Source organism: uncultured Ilumatobacter sp. (assembly GCF_963980585.1).
Classification (GTDB): domain Bacteria; phylum Actinomycetota; class Acidimicrobiia; order Acidimicrobiales; family Ilumatobacteraceae; genus Ilumatobacter_A.
The window spans coordinates 19553-37142 of the sequence record NZ_CAXCAM010000012.1 but is presented as its reverse complement, the minus strand read 5'-3'; the positions used below and the strand labels follow the sequence as shown (position 1 = coordinate 37142).

General features: G+C 63.8%; 14 protein-coding genes. 5 read left to right on the top strand and 9 right to left on the bottom strand.

The genetic code is table 11. From position 1 onward, the window contains the following. Positions 1-18: 18 nt before the first annotated feature. A complete protein-coding gene (locus ACH2DW_RS05855) occupies positions 19-1134 on the top strand; it encodes a calcium/sodium antiporter (protein WP_394928784.1) in 1116 nt (371 codons plus the stop codon). Positions 1135-1136: 2 nt separating this feature from the next. Here the strand turns inward: ACH2DW_RS05855 and ppgK are convergent, their stop codons facing one another. From ppgK to ACH2DW_RS05840, 3 genes are all read right to left on the bottom strand, one after another. Then, positions 1137-1931, bottom strand: coding sequence for a polyphosphate--glucose phosphotransferase (gene ppgK, locus ACH2DW_RS05850; protein ID WP_394928783.1), 795 nt, complete (start codon positions 1929-1931; stop codon positions 1137-1139). A 73-nt stretch (positions 1932-2004) separates the two neighbouring features. Continuing rightward, positions 2005-3237: an acyl-CoA dehydrogenase family protein gene (locus ACH2DW_RS05845; RefSeq protein WP_394928782.1), complete on the bottom strand. Its 1233-nt coding sequence runs from the start codon at positions 3235-3237 to the stop codon at positions 2005-2007. Positions 3238-3283: 46 nt separating this feature from the next. Continuing rightward, entirely contained in the window at positions 3284-4528 is a 1245-nt protein-coding gene (locus ACH2DW_RS05840; RefSeq protein ID WP_394928781.1) for an FAD-binding domain-containing protein, read from the bottom strand. 65 nt (positions 4529-4593) lie between these two features. On the opposite strand from ACH2DW_RS05840, the gene ACH2DW_RS05835 reads away from it, so the two are divergent. Beyond that, the gene (locus ACH2DW_RS05835) at positions 4594-5817 is read left to right on the top strand and encodes a DUF4032 domain-containing protein (RefSeq protein WP_394928780.1); all 1224 of its coding nucleotides are present in this window, start codon (positions 4594-4596) and stop codon (positions 5815-5817) included. 22 nt (positions 5818-5839) lie between these two features. Here the strand turns inward: ACH2DW_RS05835 and ACH2DW_RS05830 are convergent, their stop codons facing one another. Genes ACH2DW_RS05830 through ACH2DW_RS05820 form a run of 3 tightly spaced genes read right to left on the bottom strand, consistent with a single transcriptional unit; the run spans position 5840 to position 10429 of the window. Then, positions 5840-6682 (bottom strand): 2Fe-2S iron-sulfur cluster-binding protein, encoded by an 843-nt coding sequence (locus ACH2DW_RS05830; RefSeq protein ID WP_394928779.1) that lies wholly within the window; start codon positions 6680-6682, stop codon positions 5840-5842. Further along, positions 6679-8442 (bottom strand): NAD(P)H-dependent oxidoreductase subunit E, encoded by a 1764-nt coding sequence (locus ACH2DW_RS05825; protein ID WP_394928778.1) that lies wholly within the window; start codon positions 8440-8442, stop codon positions 6679-6681. Before ACH2DW_RS05825 ends, ACH2DW_RS05830 begins: the two co-directional genes overlap by 4 nt. Positions 8443-8455: 13 nt before the next feature. After that, positions 8456-10429, bottom strand: coding sequence for a molybdopterin oxidoreductase family protein (locus tag ACH2DW_RS05820; protein ID WP_394928817.1), 1974 nt, complete (start codon positions 10427-10429; stop codon positions 8456-8458). Between the two features lie 240 nt (positions 10430-10669). On the opposite strand from ACH2DW_RS05820, the gene ACH2DW_RS05815 reads away from it, so the two are divergent. Continuing rightward, positions 10670-11695 carry a L,D-transpeptidase family protein gene (locus ACH2DW_RS05815; protein WP_394928777.1) on the top strand — a complete coding sequence of 342 codons (1026 nt, stop codon included), beginning with the start codon at positions 10670-10672 and terminating at the stop codon, positions 11693-11695. Between the two features lie 45 nt (positions 11696-11740). On the opposite strand, the gene ACH2DW_RS05810 is transcribed toward ACH2DW_RS05815, so the two are convergent. Both ACH2DW_RS05810 and ACH2DW_RS05805 read right to left on the bottom strand, forming a co-directional pair. Beyond that, positions 11741-12256: a DUF2231 domain-containing protein gene (locus tag ACH2DW_RS05810; protein ID WP_394928776.1), complete on the bottom strand. Its 516-nt coding sequence runs from the start codon at positions 12254-12256 to the stop codon at positions 11741-11743. Positions 12257-12373: 117 nt separating this feature from the next. Next, the gene (locus ACH2DW_RS05805; RefSeq protein ID WP_394928775.1) at positions 12374-13165 is read right to left on the bottom strand and encodes an LLM class flavin-dependent oxidoreductase; all 792 of its coding nucleotides are present in this window, start codon (positions 13163-13165) and stop codon (positions 12374-12376) included. 25 nt (positions 13166-13190) lie between these two features. On the opposite strand from ACH2DW_RS05805, the gene ACH2DW_RS05800 reads away from it, so the two are divergent. Both ACH2DW_RS05800 and ACH2DW_RS05795 read left to right on the top strand, forming a co-directional pair. Beyond that, positions 13191-14021, top strand: coding sequence for an arylamine N-acetyltransferase (locus tag ACH2DW_RS05800; RefSeq protein ID WP_394928774.1), 831 nt, complete (start codon positions 13191-13193; stop codon positions 14019-14021). Positions 14022-14121: 100 nt separating this feature from the next. Continuing rightward, a complete protein-coding gene (locus ACH2DW_RS05795) occupies positions 14122-14577 on the top strand; it encodes a DUF4234 domain-containing protein (protein ID WP_394928773.1) in 456 nt (151 codons plus the stop codon). Between the two features lie 129 nt (positions 14578-14706). On the opposite strand, the gene ACH2DW_RS05790 is transcribed toward ACH2DW_RS05795, so the two are convergent. Continuing rightward, positions 14707-17553: a molybdopterin-dependent oxidoreductase gene (locus ACH2DW_RS05790; protein ID WP_394928772.1), complete on the bottom strand. Its 2847-nt coding sequence runs from the start codon at positions 17551-17553 to the stop codon at positions 14707-14709. Positions 17554-17590 lie beyond the last annotated feature (37 nt).

Below are 17590 nucleotides of genomic sequence, written 5' to 3'. Positions count from 1 at the left end.
TCCTATCCTCAAAACGCCATGACCGTCACGTCCCTCGTCTTCCTCGTCGTCGGTATCGCCGGCCTGGTCGTCGGAGCCGAAGGGCTCGTCCGTGGTGCGGCTCGGCTCGCCGCCCGTACCGGCATGTCGAGCGTGGTCATCGGCCTCACCGTTGTCGCGTTCGGCACGAGCGCACCTGAGCTTGCGGTCAGCGTTGGCGATGTGGCTCGCGGTAGTGAAGATGCGGGCGCCCTTGCGCTGGGCAATGTCGTCGGGTCGAACATCGCCAACATTCTCTTGGCGCTTGGTGTCTCTGCCGCAATTGGCGGCTCGCTCGTCGTCGCTGCGCGCATTGTTCGCATCGACGTGCCGATCATGATCGGCGGTTCAATACTCGTGTTGCTGATGGGGCTCGACGAGCAAATCGGTCGAACCGAAGGATTTGTCCTCGTCGGAGCGCTGGTCGTGTACTTGACGTGGACCGTGATTGCCGCTCGACGCCAACCGGAATCAATCTCGAGCGAGATCGATGACGTCGTCAACCCCGAGGCACTGCAACAAGCCTCGCCGTGGATCGACGTCGGGTTCCTCCTTGGGGGCCTTGTACTGCTCGTCGCCGGGTCGCAGGCGCTCGTCGGCGGCGCCACGGATATCGCGACTGATCTGGGCGTGAGTGATCTCGTCATCGGCCTCACCGTCGTGGCGATCGGAACGTCGCTGCCAGAGGTCGCAACGTCGGTTCTCGCAGCACTGCGTGGCGAGCGCGACCTGGCCGTCGGCAACGCCATCGGCTCGAACCTGTTCAACTTGCTCGCCGTACTCGGCATCACGGCCTCGATTGCACCGAACCCGATCCCTGTTGCGTTGAGCGCTCTCCAAGTCGACATTCCCGTCATGATCGTTGTCGCGGTCGCCTGTCTGCCGATCTTTGTCAACGGCCACGTGCTCAGGCGGTGGGAAGGCGCAATGTTCTTTGCGTTTTACGTCGGGTACATCACCTGGCTGATCCTCGATGCGAGCGAGCACGCCATCCGCGACGACTACAGCAATGTGATGCTGTTCTTCGTTGTGCCGTTGACGGCCATCACGCTGACAGTCATCGGCTTGCAAGGCCGCAACGCCTCGAAGTCGCCGGATTCAGTCACGACGAAGTGAGCTCAGGGGCGATCATGCGCTGCCAGCGCGGCGCCCACGATGCCACTGTTGTTGGCCATTTCGGCTGGTAGCACCGGCGTCGCGATGTCGATGTACGGCAGCCATTTGTCGGGCTTCTTGCTTGCGCCACCGCCGACGATGAACAGGTCGGGAGAGAAGAGCGCTTCGACATGGCTGAGGTAGTGCTCCACGCGAGACGCCCAGTCTTTCCAGCTGAGTTCCTCACGTTCACGAGCCTTTGCTGACGCCTTCGATTCGGCGTCATAGCCATCGAGTTCGAGGTGGCCGAGTTCGGTGTTCGGCACAAGAACGCCGTCGACGAACAGACCTGATCCAATACCGGTGCCGAACGTCAGCATCATCACGACGCCGGGACGCGGCGAGCCGTCAGCGAGTGCTCCGACCCCGAACTGCATCTCGGCAATTCCTGCAGCATCGGCATCGTTGAGCATGTGCACATCGCACCCGCTCGCTGCGCTGAACAGCGCGTCAGCGTCGACGTCGATCCAGCTCTTGTCGATGTTGGCAGCCGAGCCGACGACTCCCTGACGGACAACGGCGGGGAACGCAACCCCGAGCGGGCCGCTCCACTCATGGTGCGCAATCAACTCACAGAGCACCTCTGCCATTGCATCAGGTGTTGCGGGCTGCGGCGTGTCGATCCGGAACCGGTCGGAGACGAGTTCGCCAGTCGTGAGGTCGACAATCGCGGCTTTCATGCCACTGCCGCCGATGTCGATACCGAATCCGAGTTGTGTGTCGTTCACGTTCGCCGAACCTAGCGACGTCCGCGCCATCGCGCCCGCGTTTTCCTGTCGGTATCGACGATTCCTGCCTGGGCGGCGGGCTACAACACGCCTGGGCGGCGGGCTACAACACGCCTGGGCGGCGGGCCTCGGACCACGTCAGGCCTTGCTCGGCGTTGATCTCACGTGGCAGACCGAGAACGTGCTCGGCAACGATGTTCCGCTGCACTGCGAACGTGCCGCCGCCGAGGGTCAGCGCCGGGTGGAACAAGTAGCCGTAGTGCCAGATCGGATCGACACCGTCGAAACCGTTCAAACCACCGAGGTTGTTCTCGGTCGGGCCCCCACTCATCGAGGTCGGCAATCGACCGGCCGGGCCGGACCCGGCGAGCATGCCATCGGTTCCCGCCAAGGCTTTCGCCAAAGACATCACCTTCTGGCCGTGCTCGTCGGCCATGATCTTCAGAATCGATGCTTCAGGGCCCGGTGTCTTGCCGTTGAGTGTGGCACTGAGGCTGCGCAGGCGATTGAGGCGAAGGAGCTCGGCATCGATGTGCAACTTGGCTGCCTCGTCGCGGAGACTCGGATCATCGATGCCGCCGTTCTCACGGACTTGATCGAGGAGCTGTTCTGCCGACGGACCGACACCCCACAGCGATCCTGACGACGACAACGACACTCGTTCGTTCGACAGCGTGACCTTCGCGAGCCGCCAACCGTCGCCTTCCTCACCGACGCGCAGCGACACCGGCAAACGCATATCGTCGAAGAACACCTGATTGAACGAGTGAGCCGTGGTCATGTCGACGATCGGGCTCATCGAAAGACCCGGCGTGTCCATTGGGCAGATGAAATACGAGATGCCCTTGTGTTTCGGCTGGTCAGGATCCGTGCGAGCAATGAGGATGCCGAACTGAGAGTGATGTGCCCCGCTCGACCAGATCTTCGAGCCGTTGATCACGTACTCATCGCCGTCGCGTACAGCCGTCGTCGCGAGGTTTGCCAGGTCGCTCCCTGCCTCGGTCTCGGAGAACAGCTGGCTCCAGAACTCCTCGCCACTGAAGATCTTTGGCAAATACCGGTCCTGCTGTTCCTGGGTGCCGGCAAGCAAGATCGTTGGCGCTGCCCAGCCGATCCCGATGGCGTTGCCCGGTCGGCGGATGCCCGCCCGGTCAAGCTCGTCGTCGATGACAATCTGCTCAATCGGGCTCGCCTCAAGACCGTAGGGCGCTGGCCAGTGCGGCACCACATAGCCGGCCTCAGCCATCTCTTTGCCGGTTGGGTTGGGGTTGGCCGCAATCCATGCCCGGACGGCGAGACGTGCCGGATGATCGTCGGCGGGAAGATCAAAATCCATCGCAGCAGTCTGGCCGATGCGGCCCGCCGAGCCGAAGGCGCGTGCGTCAGCGGTGCAGTCTGACGGATTTTCGCCAGGCGCTGAAGCTGCTGATCGGGCCGTTGCGCGGCGCGGCCAACCAGGGCCACGGATGCGTCTCGGCCGGCACGATCGCCTCGGCGCGCGACCTGAATCCCGGGACCGGTGCAAAGGTCACTGCCACCGCACGATCCTGCAGAACAGCGACCGGATCGCCAAGGTGGAGTTCCACCGTGGTGGTGCTGGACAGCTCTGCGAGCGTCTCGACAAGGAAGATGAGTCGCTTCGAGCTCAGCCGCAAGCCGGCAAGCAGTCGTTCGTCGAAGACGAACACCGCGGGGAGACCTGGCCGAGCAGCCAGTGCCGGATCGCCGACGCCCAACGATTCCGCAGTCAGCCAGACCGTGTCAGCGAGTCGCGACTCGACGACATGCTTGGGTCCAGATGTTCGAATGCCATGGGGGTCGCGACGCAGCTCAACCGGTTCCGAGATCGGTTCAAGGGCTGGGTTCGGCGGCCAGTCTTCGATCGGACACCACCGATTCAGCTCGCAGAGATTGCACAGCGCGCCGGCACGCTTTTCGACCTGATAGCGACTGAAGCCATAGTGCTTCGACGCACCGACACCGGTCGTCCATTGCCAACCGAGCCGGTTCGCGGCCCTCGAACCGTCAAGGAGGTGCCGGAAGAAATGATCCTCACCTTCCTGCCAGGACAATCCCTCCCGGACGGCCCAGTGGCTCGCCAACCACATCCGTGCCTGGTTCACCATCCACCCGTCGTTCAACAACTCCCCGACGGTGTTGTCCATGCACGCCATCCGACGATCCCAGCCCGTGTCGAAATCAGCGGTCGCCGTCGGCGGGAGTGCGTTGCAGACGCCCCGACGAGTCTTCGTTCCGAGACGCGAGTACCAATGCCGCGCAAACTCCTGCCAGAACAGTTCGTCGCGGAATTTCGAGACATCGCGCTCGGGCCCGCCCGCCACGTGATCCCAGAGCTGACGCAGGGTGAGCAGACCATGTCGGACGTACGGCGAGAGCCCTGACGCCCCGCGACGCGACACCGGGAGGACCTCGTTGCGGTGCCGGGCGTATCCCTCGACGTCGAATGCCGCAAGCGCCCTGTCTGCCGCGCGCTGCCCACCCGAAAACTCGTCTGACCCGCGCACGTCGTCACAGATCAGGTGCGCCAAATGCTCGGTCACGAAGGCAGCGGCTGCATCGCGGCCCAGCTCGGGCGTGGGTAACCCGGTGGTCAACTCCGACGTCATAGTGATGGTCTACCCCTCGACAGCGGGTACCGCCAGAGCGGACGGCTGTGTCATAGGTTGCAGACGTGAGGATTCGGCTCTTCGACCCCGCCGCTCACCCGCGATTTGACGATCTGCCCTGGGCCACGCCACTCGAGCAGTGGGTCCATCCGCGGATCACCGACCTGCCCGTCGGGCTGCATCGCCACGTCGTCCGCTTCGTTCAATATGACCACCAGTTCTATGCACTCAAGGAACTGCCAAACCGGCTGGCAGAGCGCGAGTACCGCCTACTGCGGACCATGAATGACCGGGGCCTCCCGGTCGTCGCTGCGGTTGCCCTCGTCAACGAGCGTGGCGGTCCTGACCCCGTGCTGATTACTCGCTACCTGCATTACGCACTGCCGTTTCGGCTGTTGTTCCGTGAACGGCCCGACATCGACGTCGCTGCCACGCTGGTCGAATCGATCGCCACCCTGCTGGCACGGCTCCACACCGCCGGCTTCTACTGGGGCGACTGCTCATTGTCGAACGCCCTGTTCCGGCGTGATGAGCTCCATCTCTCGGCGTACGCCCTCGACACAGAGACCGGCGAACTCCACGATCAGATGACCGCCGGCCAACGCCAGACTGATATCGACGTGGCGATCGTGAATGTTGCCGGCGGACTGGCCGATCTCGCTGCTGCTGGGGAACTCCCCGACTCGGTCGACCCATTCGAGGTTGCACCACAGATCGGCACGGCATACGCCGACATTTGGGAAGAGCTGCACGGTTCGTCCACCTACGACCCGGTCGACCCCGCGGCGCTCGAGAATCGCCTTGACCGACTCCACGATCTCGGAGTCGGCGTGAGTGAAGCCGTGATTACGGACGCAAGCGGATCCGGCGCGTTCGTCTTTCGACCGTCGGCCATCGTCGGCGGGTATCACCGCCGCGAGCTCGTCGAGCTCACCGGGATCGTGGCTCGCGAACACCAGGCGCATCGGCTGCTCGACGACATCAGCCGCTTCCGAGCAGAACTCGAAGCCGACGCCGATGGTCGGCTCCCGCTTCGCGAGGTGGGGCATCGTTGGCTCACCGAGTGGTATGACCCGGTGCTCACTGCGCTGCCCGCCGATGTCGCGGGCAAACTCGAACGGCCTCAGTTGTACATCGAGGTGCTTGACCACCAGGCGCTCCACTCCGGCAACGGCGACAATCGACAGTTGAGCCTCATCGAAGCAGCGCAGCAATACGGCAAGGACGTGTTGACGCGACGACCGCACGAGCGCGTCTCGGGGACATCGACCACTGCTGAGCCTCGCTGAACCCTCGGAGGCAACGACGTGGTCAGACGTACTTCCAGCCGAATCGACCCTTGATACACAGGTGGCCGTGGGTCACTTCGTGGTCTGCAGGGCTGGTGACCTTGACGATCTCGTTGTCCTGCACGTGCAATTCGAGGTTGCAGCCGACGCCGCAGTACGAACACACCGTGCGCGTCACCGACTGATCGTCTTCGCGCCAGTTGTCCGCTGCGCGGAGGTCGAACTCGGTCTTGAACTGGAGGGCGTTGGTGGGACACACGCCGATGCAGTTACCGCAGTAGACGCACGCGGAGTCGGGCAGCGTGACATCGAATTCGGTCGAGATGCGATTGTCGAAACCGCGACCCGACATCGCAATGGCGAAGGTGAATTGTGCTTCCTCGCCGCATGCGTCAACGCACTTGTAGCAGAGGACGCACTTGTCGTAGTCGCGGATGTAGAGGTTGTCTTGGATCTTGACCGGCTGGTCGAATCGCTCGGCGCCCTCGGCATATCGGGTCGTGTCGACGCCGTACTGTGACGACCATTCGTTGATCTCCGGAGCCTCGCTGAGGTCGTTTGCCGTGCCGAGAAACTCGAGCACCATTCTGCGGCTGTGTCGAACACGGTCCGAGTCAGTCTGGATTTCCATGCCGTCTTCTGCCGGGCGAGAGCACGACGGGACGAGCGTGCGATTGCCTTCGACTTCGACAACACAGACGCGGCATGCGTTGACCGGCGTGAGGTTCTCGGCGTAACAGATCGTCGGCGTGTCGATGCCGTGTTGCGTACACGCGTCGAGAATCGTCGCGCCCTCGTCGACCGCGACGACGGCGCCGTCGATCCGAACCCTGACCTGGGTGACCGTCTCAACGGTTGGGTTCATGACGAGGCTCCGATCAAGCCGAGGCGGATGGCTGACTGCACAGCACCGGCAGCGGTATGGCCGAGGCCGCAGATCGACGCATCGGCCATTGCCAACGCCATGTCGTCGATCAGTGTGGCGCGCGCCACGGGCAGCGTCCCGGTTCGACCCAGTTCCACGATCACCTCGTGCTGGCGAGTCGTGCCGACGCGACACGGGACGCATTGGCCGCACGACTCGCCCTTGAAGAACTCGGTGATTCGCGTCAGGAGCGCCTGGAAGCCGACCGAGTCATCGAACAGCGTGATGACGCCAGAGCCGAGCGTGGTGCCGGCCTCGCGCGTGTCCTCTTGCGTCAGCGGCAGATCGAGTTGGTCAGCGGCGATGAAACTGCCGGCAGCTCCGCCCATCAGGATCGCCCGCGTGGTGCCCGTGGCGCCACCGGCAAGGTCGATGACGTCCCCAAGCGTGGTCCCCATCGCGACTTCGTAGACGCCTGGAATCGCGACGTGACCGGACACGCAGAAGAGTCGAGTTCCCGGCGACTTCTCGGTGCCGACCGATCGGTAGGCAACTGCACCGTGCAGCACGATGTACGCCGCGTTCAGCAGCGTCTCGGGATTGTTGACCGCGGTCGGTTCACCGAAAAGGCCGTGTGTCGTGGGAAACGGCGGCTTGTTGCGAGGCTCACCGCGGAACCCTTCGATGGACTCCATCAGCGCGGTCTCTTCACCGCAGATGTAGGCACCTGCGCCGCGGCGCAACTCGATATCGAACCGTTTGCCTGATCCCATGACGTCATCACCCAGCAGCCCGGCGGTTCGAGCCTGGTCGATCGCGTTGCTGAGGCGGTTGGTGGACAACGGGTACTCACCGCGGATGTAGATCCAGCCGTGCTCCGCGTCGACGGCGAGACCGGCGATGGTCAACCCCTCGATGAGCGCGAACGGATCGTGCTCCATCAGATGCCGATCCTTGAACGTGCCCGGCTCGGACTCGTCAGCATTGGCGATGACGTGCTTCGGGCGACCCGACTCATCAGCCACCCCTTGCCACTTGATGGCGGTGGGGAAGGCTGCGCCGCCACGTCCGGTCAAGCCAGCAGCGCGCACTTCGTCGATGACCGCTTGGCCACCGAGTTCAATGGCCTTGGCCAGCGCCTCGTATCCCCCGTGCTCTCGGTAGGCGGCCAGCGATGTCGGGTCGACGACGCCGACACGTGCGAGTAAGCGGAGTCCTTCGGTGCCGAACTGTGGTGGAAGAAACGACCCGGGCGCAGCGATCTGGTCGGCATCTGCCGGCACGGAATCGGGAACTCCGCGGCCCTGGACGAACTGCGCTGGCGCTCGCTCGCACTGCCCGAGGCACGGGCCGCGGTGCACGCGTTTCCCCTCGGCTTCGAGACGTTGCGCGAAACCCTCGGCATCAGCGATGTGGCACGACGTATCCATGCACACGTGCACGGTCGACTCGGCGTGTCCCGGGTCGTCAGTGCGGAAGAGCTCGTAGAAGGTGGCGACGCCGTAGGCCTCAGCCGGCGGGACCTGCAGCACATCGCACAGATAATTCAACCCACCTGGACTGATCCACCCGATCTCCGCCTGGAGCGCATGGAGTCCTGGCAGCAGCAGGTGACGCCGATTGTTTTTACGCGCCATGCCACCGCGCACGAGGCGTTCGGTTTCATGAATGACGGCCCGTGCGTCCGTGCCGAGCGCCGCGTCGACGGCCGCCCGTTCGGCGTCGGTCGAGGTATCGACCGTGAGATGCAGATCGGCCATGTGCGTGTCGCCCCTAGCCCGGCAACTCGGCAGGCGAGACGACCTGCGAGTCCAAACGGAGCTTGTCGATGCGAATCGATGCGGCTTTGAACTCTGACGTGCCGGACCGCTTGTCCCAGGCGTCGTTGGTCAGCTTGTTGATGTCGACCAGCGCAGGGAAGTGGTACGTGGTGAAGGTCAACCCCTCCGGGATGTCTGGCTGGAACCGCACGGACATCTCGACGGTGCCACGCGGCGAACTGACCTGCACCCGTTCGCCATCGACGATGCCGAGCGATCGGCCGTCGGACGGATTGATGTCGAGCTCATCGCCATAGCGAATGGGCGAATCGAAGCCGTTGCTCTGCACACCGGTGTTGTACGAGTCCAGTGACCGACCTGTGGTGAGTCGAAGCGGGAACTCGGTGGTGAGCTGCTCGTTGGGACCCTCGTGCTCGACGATCGAGAACGGCGCGGGACCACGACCACCGAGATCGGCCTCCCAGAGCCAGCCGTGCAGGAATGGACTACCCGGATGATCGAGGCTCGGGCACGGCCACTGCAGGCCACCTTCATCCTCGAGGCGCTCATACGACATGCCGGTGTGCATCGGCGACAGCGAGCGCAACTCGTCCCACAGTGCCTCGGGCTCGAGAGCACAGCCGTGCTCGGTCAGGTCGACACCCATCCGCTCGGCGAGTGCGCCCAGGATGTCGATGTCATGGCGGGCCTCGCCGGGCGGAGTGACGGCCGGTCGGGTCCGCTGCACCCGACGTTCACTGGACGTGACGGTGCCGTCCGACTCTGCCCAGGCCACCGACGCGGGAAACACGACATCGGCCAGCTCGGCAGTGCGCGTCATGAAAATGTCCTGAACGACAAGACAATCAAGACCAGCCAGCAGCCTGCGGGCGTGGTCGACGTCTGCCTCAGAATCAGCCGGGTTCTCACCGATGACGAATGCCGCGGTGAGGTCACCGCGGCCCATTGCTTCGAACATGAGGGTGAGGTGGATGCCGTCCTCGGGGTTCAACTCGGCGTCATAGACGGCCTCGAACTTCGCCCGGTGTTCGTCGTTCGTGATGTCCTGGAACCCGGGAAACTTGTTGGGCAACGAGCCCATATCGCCGCCGCCCTGCACGTTGTTCTGGCCGCGCAGCGGAACGAGCCCGCTCCCCCAGGTCCCGACGTGGCCGGTCAGCAGCGCAAGGTTGCAGAGCGAGAGCACATTGTCAACCGCATTGTGATGCTCGGTGATCCCGAGGGTCCACAGGATCTGCGCCTTGTCGGCCGTGGCGTAGGCGTGCGCCATCTCCTTGATTGCCTCGGCGGGGACACCGGTGATCTCGGCAGCGACCTCAAGCGTGTACGGCTCGACAGCGTCGCGATAGGCCTCAAAGCCCTCAGTCGAATGGTCGATGAAAGCTTGATTGACGAGCCCGGCGTGGATGATCTCCCGGGCCACCGCATTGGCCATGGCGATGTCGGTACCGACGTCGAGTCCAAGCCAGACATCGGCAAATTTCGACGACGAGGTGCGTCGCGGATCAACGGCGTACATCGCTGCGCCGTTGCGGAGCCCCTGCATCAGGTGATGGAAGAAGATTGGGTGCGCTTCTCGGGCGTTGCTCCCCCAGAGCAGTACGACGTCGACTTCTTCAATCTCCTTGTACGAGACGGTGCCGCCTCCGGCCCCGAATACTGTCGCCAGACCGACGACCGAGGGAGCGTGTCAAGTCCGGTTGCAGGAGTCAATGTTGTTCGACCCCATCACCACCCGCGTCCACTTCTGGGCGAGATAGTTGACTTCGTTGGTGGCCTTTGAGCACGAAAACATGCCGAATGCGTTGAGATTGCCATGCTCGATCGCATCGCGTGCCCGGCCGAAACCAGCAGCTGCTCGATCGAGTGCTTCGTCCCAGCTTGCTGGCCGCAGTTCACCACCGTCACGCACGTACGGCGTGGTCAAACGAGGGAGCCCGAGGCCGTCCTTGGGGTCTGCTGTCATCTGCTGCTGTCCCCGACGAAGCTTCACGCGCCGCATGTTAGGTCGCCGCGATGGGTTCATTCCACCGTTCCAGCCCGATTTTGTCCTGCATCGTGAAACCGGTCCACATCGCAGAACGCCGACACGACGAGGAACCGGCAGAAGACCACGCTCCAAGTACCGCTGCGACGGGAGGAAATGTACGAAACATCCGGTGAAGACGCCGATCGCGCGCCGCGTCGTTCGCTATCATCTGCAGTCGTGGAGGAGACCGGATTCGATATGCCATTGCGGCCCGACGAGCCCGCGTGGAAGTCCAAGCCCGTCGCCCAGCGCCGACGTGAATTCGCACTCGGTGTCGCGAGCGTCGCCGTGCTCGGCGCAGCCACCGTTGGAGCACTGGTCGCAGGCAGCGGCCCAAGCACCACTGCACTCGCCACCAATGCCATCGAGTCGGCCCCAGCGCCAAGCACCACCGCAGCAGTCGAGGTTGAGTCGACCGGTACCGTCGAAGAGAGCATCGACGTCAACGGAGAACCCGAACGAGCCGACGGCGGCTGCACCATCGGGGCACTGTCGTTGCGTCTCGGCGCGGCCGGTGAAGGCGTCGAGTGCCTCCAGGATGCCTTGCGCGTCGAAGGCCACTTCAACGGAACGATCGATGGCAACTTCGAAGACGCAACCTTGCGCGCCGCGATGGATTTTCAGACGACACAGGATCTCTTCGTTGACGGCGTCGTCGGTCGTGAGACCGCCCTCGCACTCGCAATCTGGCCCGACGAAGAATCGCTCGTCACCCGGACTCCCCCGCCTGCCTCGGGTGCCAAAGACCTCTGGGGCGTTGAGCTCTCACCTGTTGCATCGGCCGGCGACGACGCTCCGCCACTGCCCGATAACTCAGGGTCAGGTCGACGCGTGGTCTACGACCGTGCTGGCCAACGCGTCTGGGCAGTCCGCGATGACGGTGTGATCATTCGGTCATGGTTGGTTTCGGGTTCGACCTATAGCAACGAGCTCCCTGGCAGCCACGAGGTCTACAGCCGTTCAGACATGTCGACTGCCTGGAACGGCAAAGCCTGGCTTCCGCAGATGATTCGCTGGCTCAAGACCGAGCGCGGCGCGATCGGCTTTCATGCGATCCCGCTCCACGTCGAAGACAACTCGCCCTATCAGGGCAGCGACGAACTCGGCACACGGCTGTCCGGCGGTTGCCAGCGACAGCACAATCTCGACGCAGCATTCATGTGGGAGTTCGCCACACTCGGCACTCCCGTCATCGTGACCTGAGCACCGAATCGGCGACCTGCGCTCTGCCTGTCGGAGTCTGCAGGCTCAGCCCTCGGGGAAGAGGATGTCGACTCGCGGCCCCCAGACCGACTTGGCGCCCTCGTGGCCGGTTCGAATCATCCAGACCGTTGCGAGCACGCCCATCACCGCGACCAGCCCCCCGAGCACCTGCCGGGCCCGTGTGTTCGTGGCAATGGATGCCACAGCTCCGGTGCGCAGACCTTCCACACGCTCGACCGCGGTGAGCCCCGCAAGGAGGAAAAACCAGACCAAGGTCATCACGAAGGTCGTCTCGGCAAGGCTCTCATGCAGCTCGATGTCGACTGCACCCTCACCGTTGGCTCGGTCGTACGCCTCGATGAGTGCTTCACCCGACTCCTTGGCGCCGAACAGCAACACGACCGTGACGCCGACGAGGGCGAGTGGCCACCAGCCTGCTGCCGAACGCCACGTCGGCTTCGCCACGAGTGCGACCATCAGAATCGCCGCGATCGGGAGCAGCACGATCGGCGCATGAACGAGCAGCGGGTGCGCGGGGAGGTCGAAGAGCGTGTCGAACATTCGTGCATCGTAGAACAGCCCTCCCTGCCGAGCGATGAGCCAGACGGAGTGCTGAAATCAGACACCGCTCCAACCCTGACGAGACGCCCACACCGAGTGAGCTGTGCTCTTGGAGTGTCAGCGGCGTGCCATCGCCACGACGGCTTCGAGATCGTCGGCCGGCGACACGGTGACGATGTATCGGTCGACACCGGCATCCACGAGGTCGTCGGGCACGACCCCCAGCGGAGCGCCGGGCGCGCGCATGTCGAGCACACTGACCTCGAATCCGGCCGGCAACTCCGCTGCATGCAACCGCTCGAGTTGTTCGTGCAGCCTGCTGGTCCGCCTGATGTTGACGCCGTCGGCCAGGTCGATCGCCACCTCGATCGTGGACCAGGCTGATGCACCCACGGTGAGCCGCGGCATGACCGACCCGTCCACGACAGCCGACAGGCCAGTGAAACCCACCGATGTCGACGGGTTGGAGGGCACGTTTGCCCAGATGTCGTTGAGGGAGCCGATGGACTCGCGCAGCAGCCGCACTCGCTCGTCGGTTGATTGCAGTGGTTTTTCGAGCATGTCGTGTTCGGAGGCGAACCTCGATCCCGGTGCTGCACCCGATCCGATGCCGAGCCGAACTCGGCCGGGCGCCAGCGACTGCACGGAGTTGATGGCGCTCGCGAGTTGCGCCGGATGCCGATTGGTGACGTTGGCGACAAGGACGCCGATGTCGACACGCTCGGTCACCACACCAATGGCACCGAGACATACGAAGGGGTCGCGCGACCACGGGGCCCCGACCATCTCGCCACTGAAGTGATCATTGACCCACACCGCGCCGACACCCGTTGCGTCCGCGGCTCGCGCGATCGCGACGAGATCGCTGAGCTCGGCCCCGAAGGGGTTGAGGACGAAATCTGTGTCCATCGCCCCGACAGTAGGTTGCACGGTGATGACGATCACACTCGACTCACCGATCGACGTCCCTGGCTATCTGGAATGGCTCGGCTACGGAGGCGTGCCGAGGCTCGACCTGGCGACGTTGACTGAGTTGCAGCAGCTGCACATGACTGCTGTGCCGTTCGAGAACCTCGACATTGCCCTCGGTGATGGTGTCGCCCTCGACGCCACCACATCTGTCGACAAGATCGTCGAAGGCGGACGGGGCGGGTGGTGCTTCGAAGTGAACGGCGCATTCGCTGCGCTGCTCGAAGCGCTGGGGTTTCGGGTCACGCTCTTGGGCGCCGCAGTCCTCCTCAGCGGACCAAGTCGTGTGATCGATCACGTGGCGCTCGAGGTACAGGTTGACCAGCCCTATCTCGTCGACGTCGGGTTTGGTGAGTCATTCACTCGCCCCTTGGCACTGAACCGCAGCGGACGCCAGGACGGCGGGAACGCCGCATACGAGTTCATCGCCAGCCCGGAGGGCACCACGCTGGCGCGGCTGGACGAAAGCGGCGCCGATGCCGTGCCGGTGGCGCACTATCGGTTCAAACGCGTCGCGCACTCCCTCAAGGATTTTGCCGCCGTGTCGGCATCGATGCAGATCGACCCCGACAAGAACTGGCACAAGCGGCCGTTCGCCACTCGGCTCCTCGACCGCGGTCCGGATCGTGTGACGCTCACCTCCGATCGGCTCAAGATCATCCGAGACGGGAAGACCACCGAGCAGCCGATCACCATCGACGAGTGGTCCACCACGCTGTACGACTGGTTCGGCATTCGCCTCGACGCCTCAGCCGAAGCAGCCCTCAGCCGGCAAGCCAGATCAGCACAGCCTTGACGCGGCGGCGGACATCGTTCTCCTCGTCAAGATCTGAACTGGTTCTGGCGCACCTTTCGTGTTCCCCAGCGCATCCCAGCTCGGCAGCTACGGTGACGCCATGGCCGATCTTCCGCCCCCTCCGTCCGGCACCACCCCGCCTCCACCCGACAGGGCTGCATCAATGCAGCCTGCGGGCGGGATGGCCAATGGGCCGCTCGGCAAGCCTCGGTCGTCAGGCCTGGTCATCTTGCTCACGATCGTCACGTTTGGCATTTGGACGATCGTGTGGTCGTACCAGAACGGCGAAGAACTGAAGCAGCGCACCGGGCAGGGACTCGGCGGCGTCGCCTACCTGTTCATCACGCTGTTGATTTCGCCGGTCACCATGTTCCTCATGGCCGGAGAAGTTGAGCAGCTCTATCGGACTGCGGGCAAGGAGCCGCCGATCACCACCATCTGGGGCCTGTGGTTCATGCTTCCAATTATCGGCAACTTCATTTGGTACTTCCGCATCCAGGGGGCGCTCAACGCCTACTGGACCAGCAACGGGTCCATCCAAAAAGCGGGCCTGTAAACAGCCCGAACTGATCTGGCGGAGGCCGCCGCAGTCACCGGTGCAGGGCCCCGCAACGCCGTCCGACCGGGCGCATCGTCGCCGTGGCCACGCCCACTGACGTCACCGACCAGGGGTCGGTCATGCTGCTCAGCTCCGCGGCAGGCGGTAAGCGTCGAGTGTTGGCTTGAGTGGACGGGCGTACCAGAGCGGACGACGTAGGCCACTGTCGTTGGTCGTCCCAGCTGGACGGGTCTTGGTCATCCAGTCGAGGTAAGCCTCACGCGACTTCGCGGTGTCGACCACGACGTCGCCGTACTCGTCGCCGGCTTCTGCCGGGGTGACGTGCACCCGCTGGTGCCAGCACTGCATTCCTGAGATCGGGTCGGGCTGCACACAGAACGTTGCGTTCTGATGCACACCCGTGTCGTGCCACCAGATGCGTCCGGTGTCGGGGTCGGAGGACTCGTAACTCGTCATATTCTTCTTGTCGGCGCCCTCCCGCTTGAGCGTCCAGGTCGTGCCCTGCTGGTCGATCGTCGCTTTGCCGGCTGCCCAGTTGCGACCCTCGGTCTCGTCGAGGCGCCAACGGCCCATGTGGTGCGAGGCCGCAACGACACCGGGGCGGATGCCCTCGGTCCGCCACGCCTGAATTACGAAGTGCCCAATGCGGGTGGAGATGCGGACCAGGCCGCTCTCTTCGATGTGCAGCTTCTCGGCATCTTCGGGGTGAATCCACAGCGGGTGGCGGTGACTGATCTCGTTCAGCCACTTCGAGTTCGCGGAACGAGTGTGAATGAGTGTCGGAATGCGGAACGTCGGCAGCAAGATGCGCTCGGTTCCCGCCAAGTCCAGGTTCTCCCAATGCACATGGCTCGGAATCCACTTCGGCGTCGAATATTCGGGCCAGCCCCACTCTTTCAACGTCGTCGAGAACAGCTCGAGCTTCTTCGACGGCGTCGGGAAGCCCTCCTTGATCTCGCCGTCGACTTCGACAGCGGGTGAACCGTCGCCGAGCTTCGCGAGTTCGGTGATGGCGAAGCTCTCTTCGGAGCCATCAAAGGTGCCGATCGTGCCCGGCTTGCGGAACACACCGTGCTCGTCCTTCGTGCAGTCGGCAACGGCCTCGGCACTGACCAGTTTCTCGTACGGGACGTACGGATCCGTCGGCACCGCAAAGCTGCCGCGATCACGCATGTACTCGAGCGGAACCTGTCCAGCGGCCTCGGCAGCTTCGGCGAGGCCGGGGACTTCTTCGGCGAAGATGTAGCCGTAGTACTCGTCGACGCTGATCGGGTTGCCCGGTCGTTCGTCGGACTCGAACCATTGGCGGATACCCATCGAGCCATCGGGGTCGATCTTCCAGCTCAGGTCGATCCAGAACTCGTTCTCTTCCCAGACTTCGCCCGGGTTGAACTCGTGACTCCGCGCGTCCGGGCTGACCGGCTTGCCGGTCTTGATCTCTTCGTACCGTCGGAACACCGACTGGCGGAAACCGATCCAGCGCCCGGCGTGAGTCTCGTACGACGACACGTCGTGACGCTCCGCTCCGACGCCCATCGGGAGCACGTAGTCAGCGAACCAAGATGTCTCGGACCATGTCGGCGTGAGCGCGACGTGGCAGTTGACCTTTTCGGGGTCCTTCAGCGCCTCGAGCCAGGTGAAGCCGTCGGGGTTGGTCCAGATCGGGTTGTAGACACGAGAGAAGTAGGTGTCGAGCTTGCCGCGGCCTTCGTTGAGGAAGTGCGGGAGCAGGATCGACATCTCGTGATAGCTCAGCGGGAATTCCTGCGGCCAGCTCAGCTCGTTCCAGCGCGGCAGGGGTGGCGCGCCCTTGGGCTGGTGCGCTGCAAACTTGTTCCAGCCGTTGCCGGATGTGCCGCCCTCGGTGCCGACGGAACCGGTCAGCACGTTGAGGAAAAAGAGGCAGCGAGCGACTTGCCAGCCGCCCTCGTTGCCGGCGCCGGCGGCACGCCAGTTGTGGCTGGCGAACTTGGTCGGGTGCTTGCCGATGATCGCGGCGATCTCGCGGATCTGGTCGGCGGACACCCCGGTGATGTACTCGGCCCGTTCGGGCGTGTACTCGCTGTAGTGATCCTTCAACGCTGCTTCGACCGAGTCGAAGGTCTGGGGCATGTCGGGGTACAGCTCGGCGAGGAAGGTCTCCCAGTTCACCCAGCGACGCACGAAGTCGCGTTGCCAGTTCCCACTCTCGAGCAGCAGGTGCGCGATCGACAGACAGAGGAACGCCTCGGTGCCCGGCCACGTGGGCAGCCAGTGATCGGCCTTTGATCCGGTGTTACTGAGCCGCGGGTCGACACAGATGACGGTCGCGCCGTTGCCCTGAGCTTCGATGATTCGCTGCGCGTGCGGGTTGAAGTAGTGGCCTGCTTCGAGATGCGACGAGATGAGGAAGATGACCTCGGCGTTGGCGAAGTCGCTCGACGGGCGATCGTGACCCATCCAGCTCTGGTATCCAATGCGTGCGTTCGACGAGCAGATATTGGTGTGGCTGTTGTGTCCGTCGGTGCCCCACGCCTTCAGCACGCGGTCGGCATAGCCGTCTTCGCCCGGCCGGCCGACGTGGTACATCACCTCGTTGTGGCGGTCTTCTTCGAAGGCAGTACGGATGCGTCCACCGATCTCAGTCAGCGCCTGATCCCAGCTGATGCGCTCCCACTCTCCGCTGCCGCGTTCACCGGTCTGCTTGAGCGGGAACATGATCCGCTCGTTGTCATAGATCTGGTTGATCGTGGCCGGGCCCTTGGCACAGTTGCGGCCGCGGCTCGCCGGGTGCTCGGGGTTGCCTTCGATCTTGGCAATCTCGCCGGTCTCGTTGTCGAAGTACGCGAGCAGCCCACATGCCGCTTCGCAGTTGAAGCAGGTCGTCGGGACGAGGGTGTAGTTACGTTCGACCTTGTCCGGCCACGCCTTCGCGTCAAGCTCGGTCCAATCGTGCCACTTGTCGTGCGGCGGGTACTTCTGCAGATCAGTCATGTGGGTTCTCCAAAGTCACAATTGGGGCCAGACACCG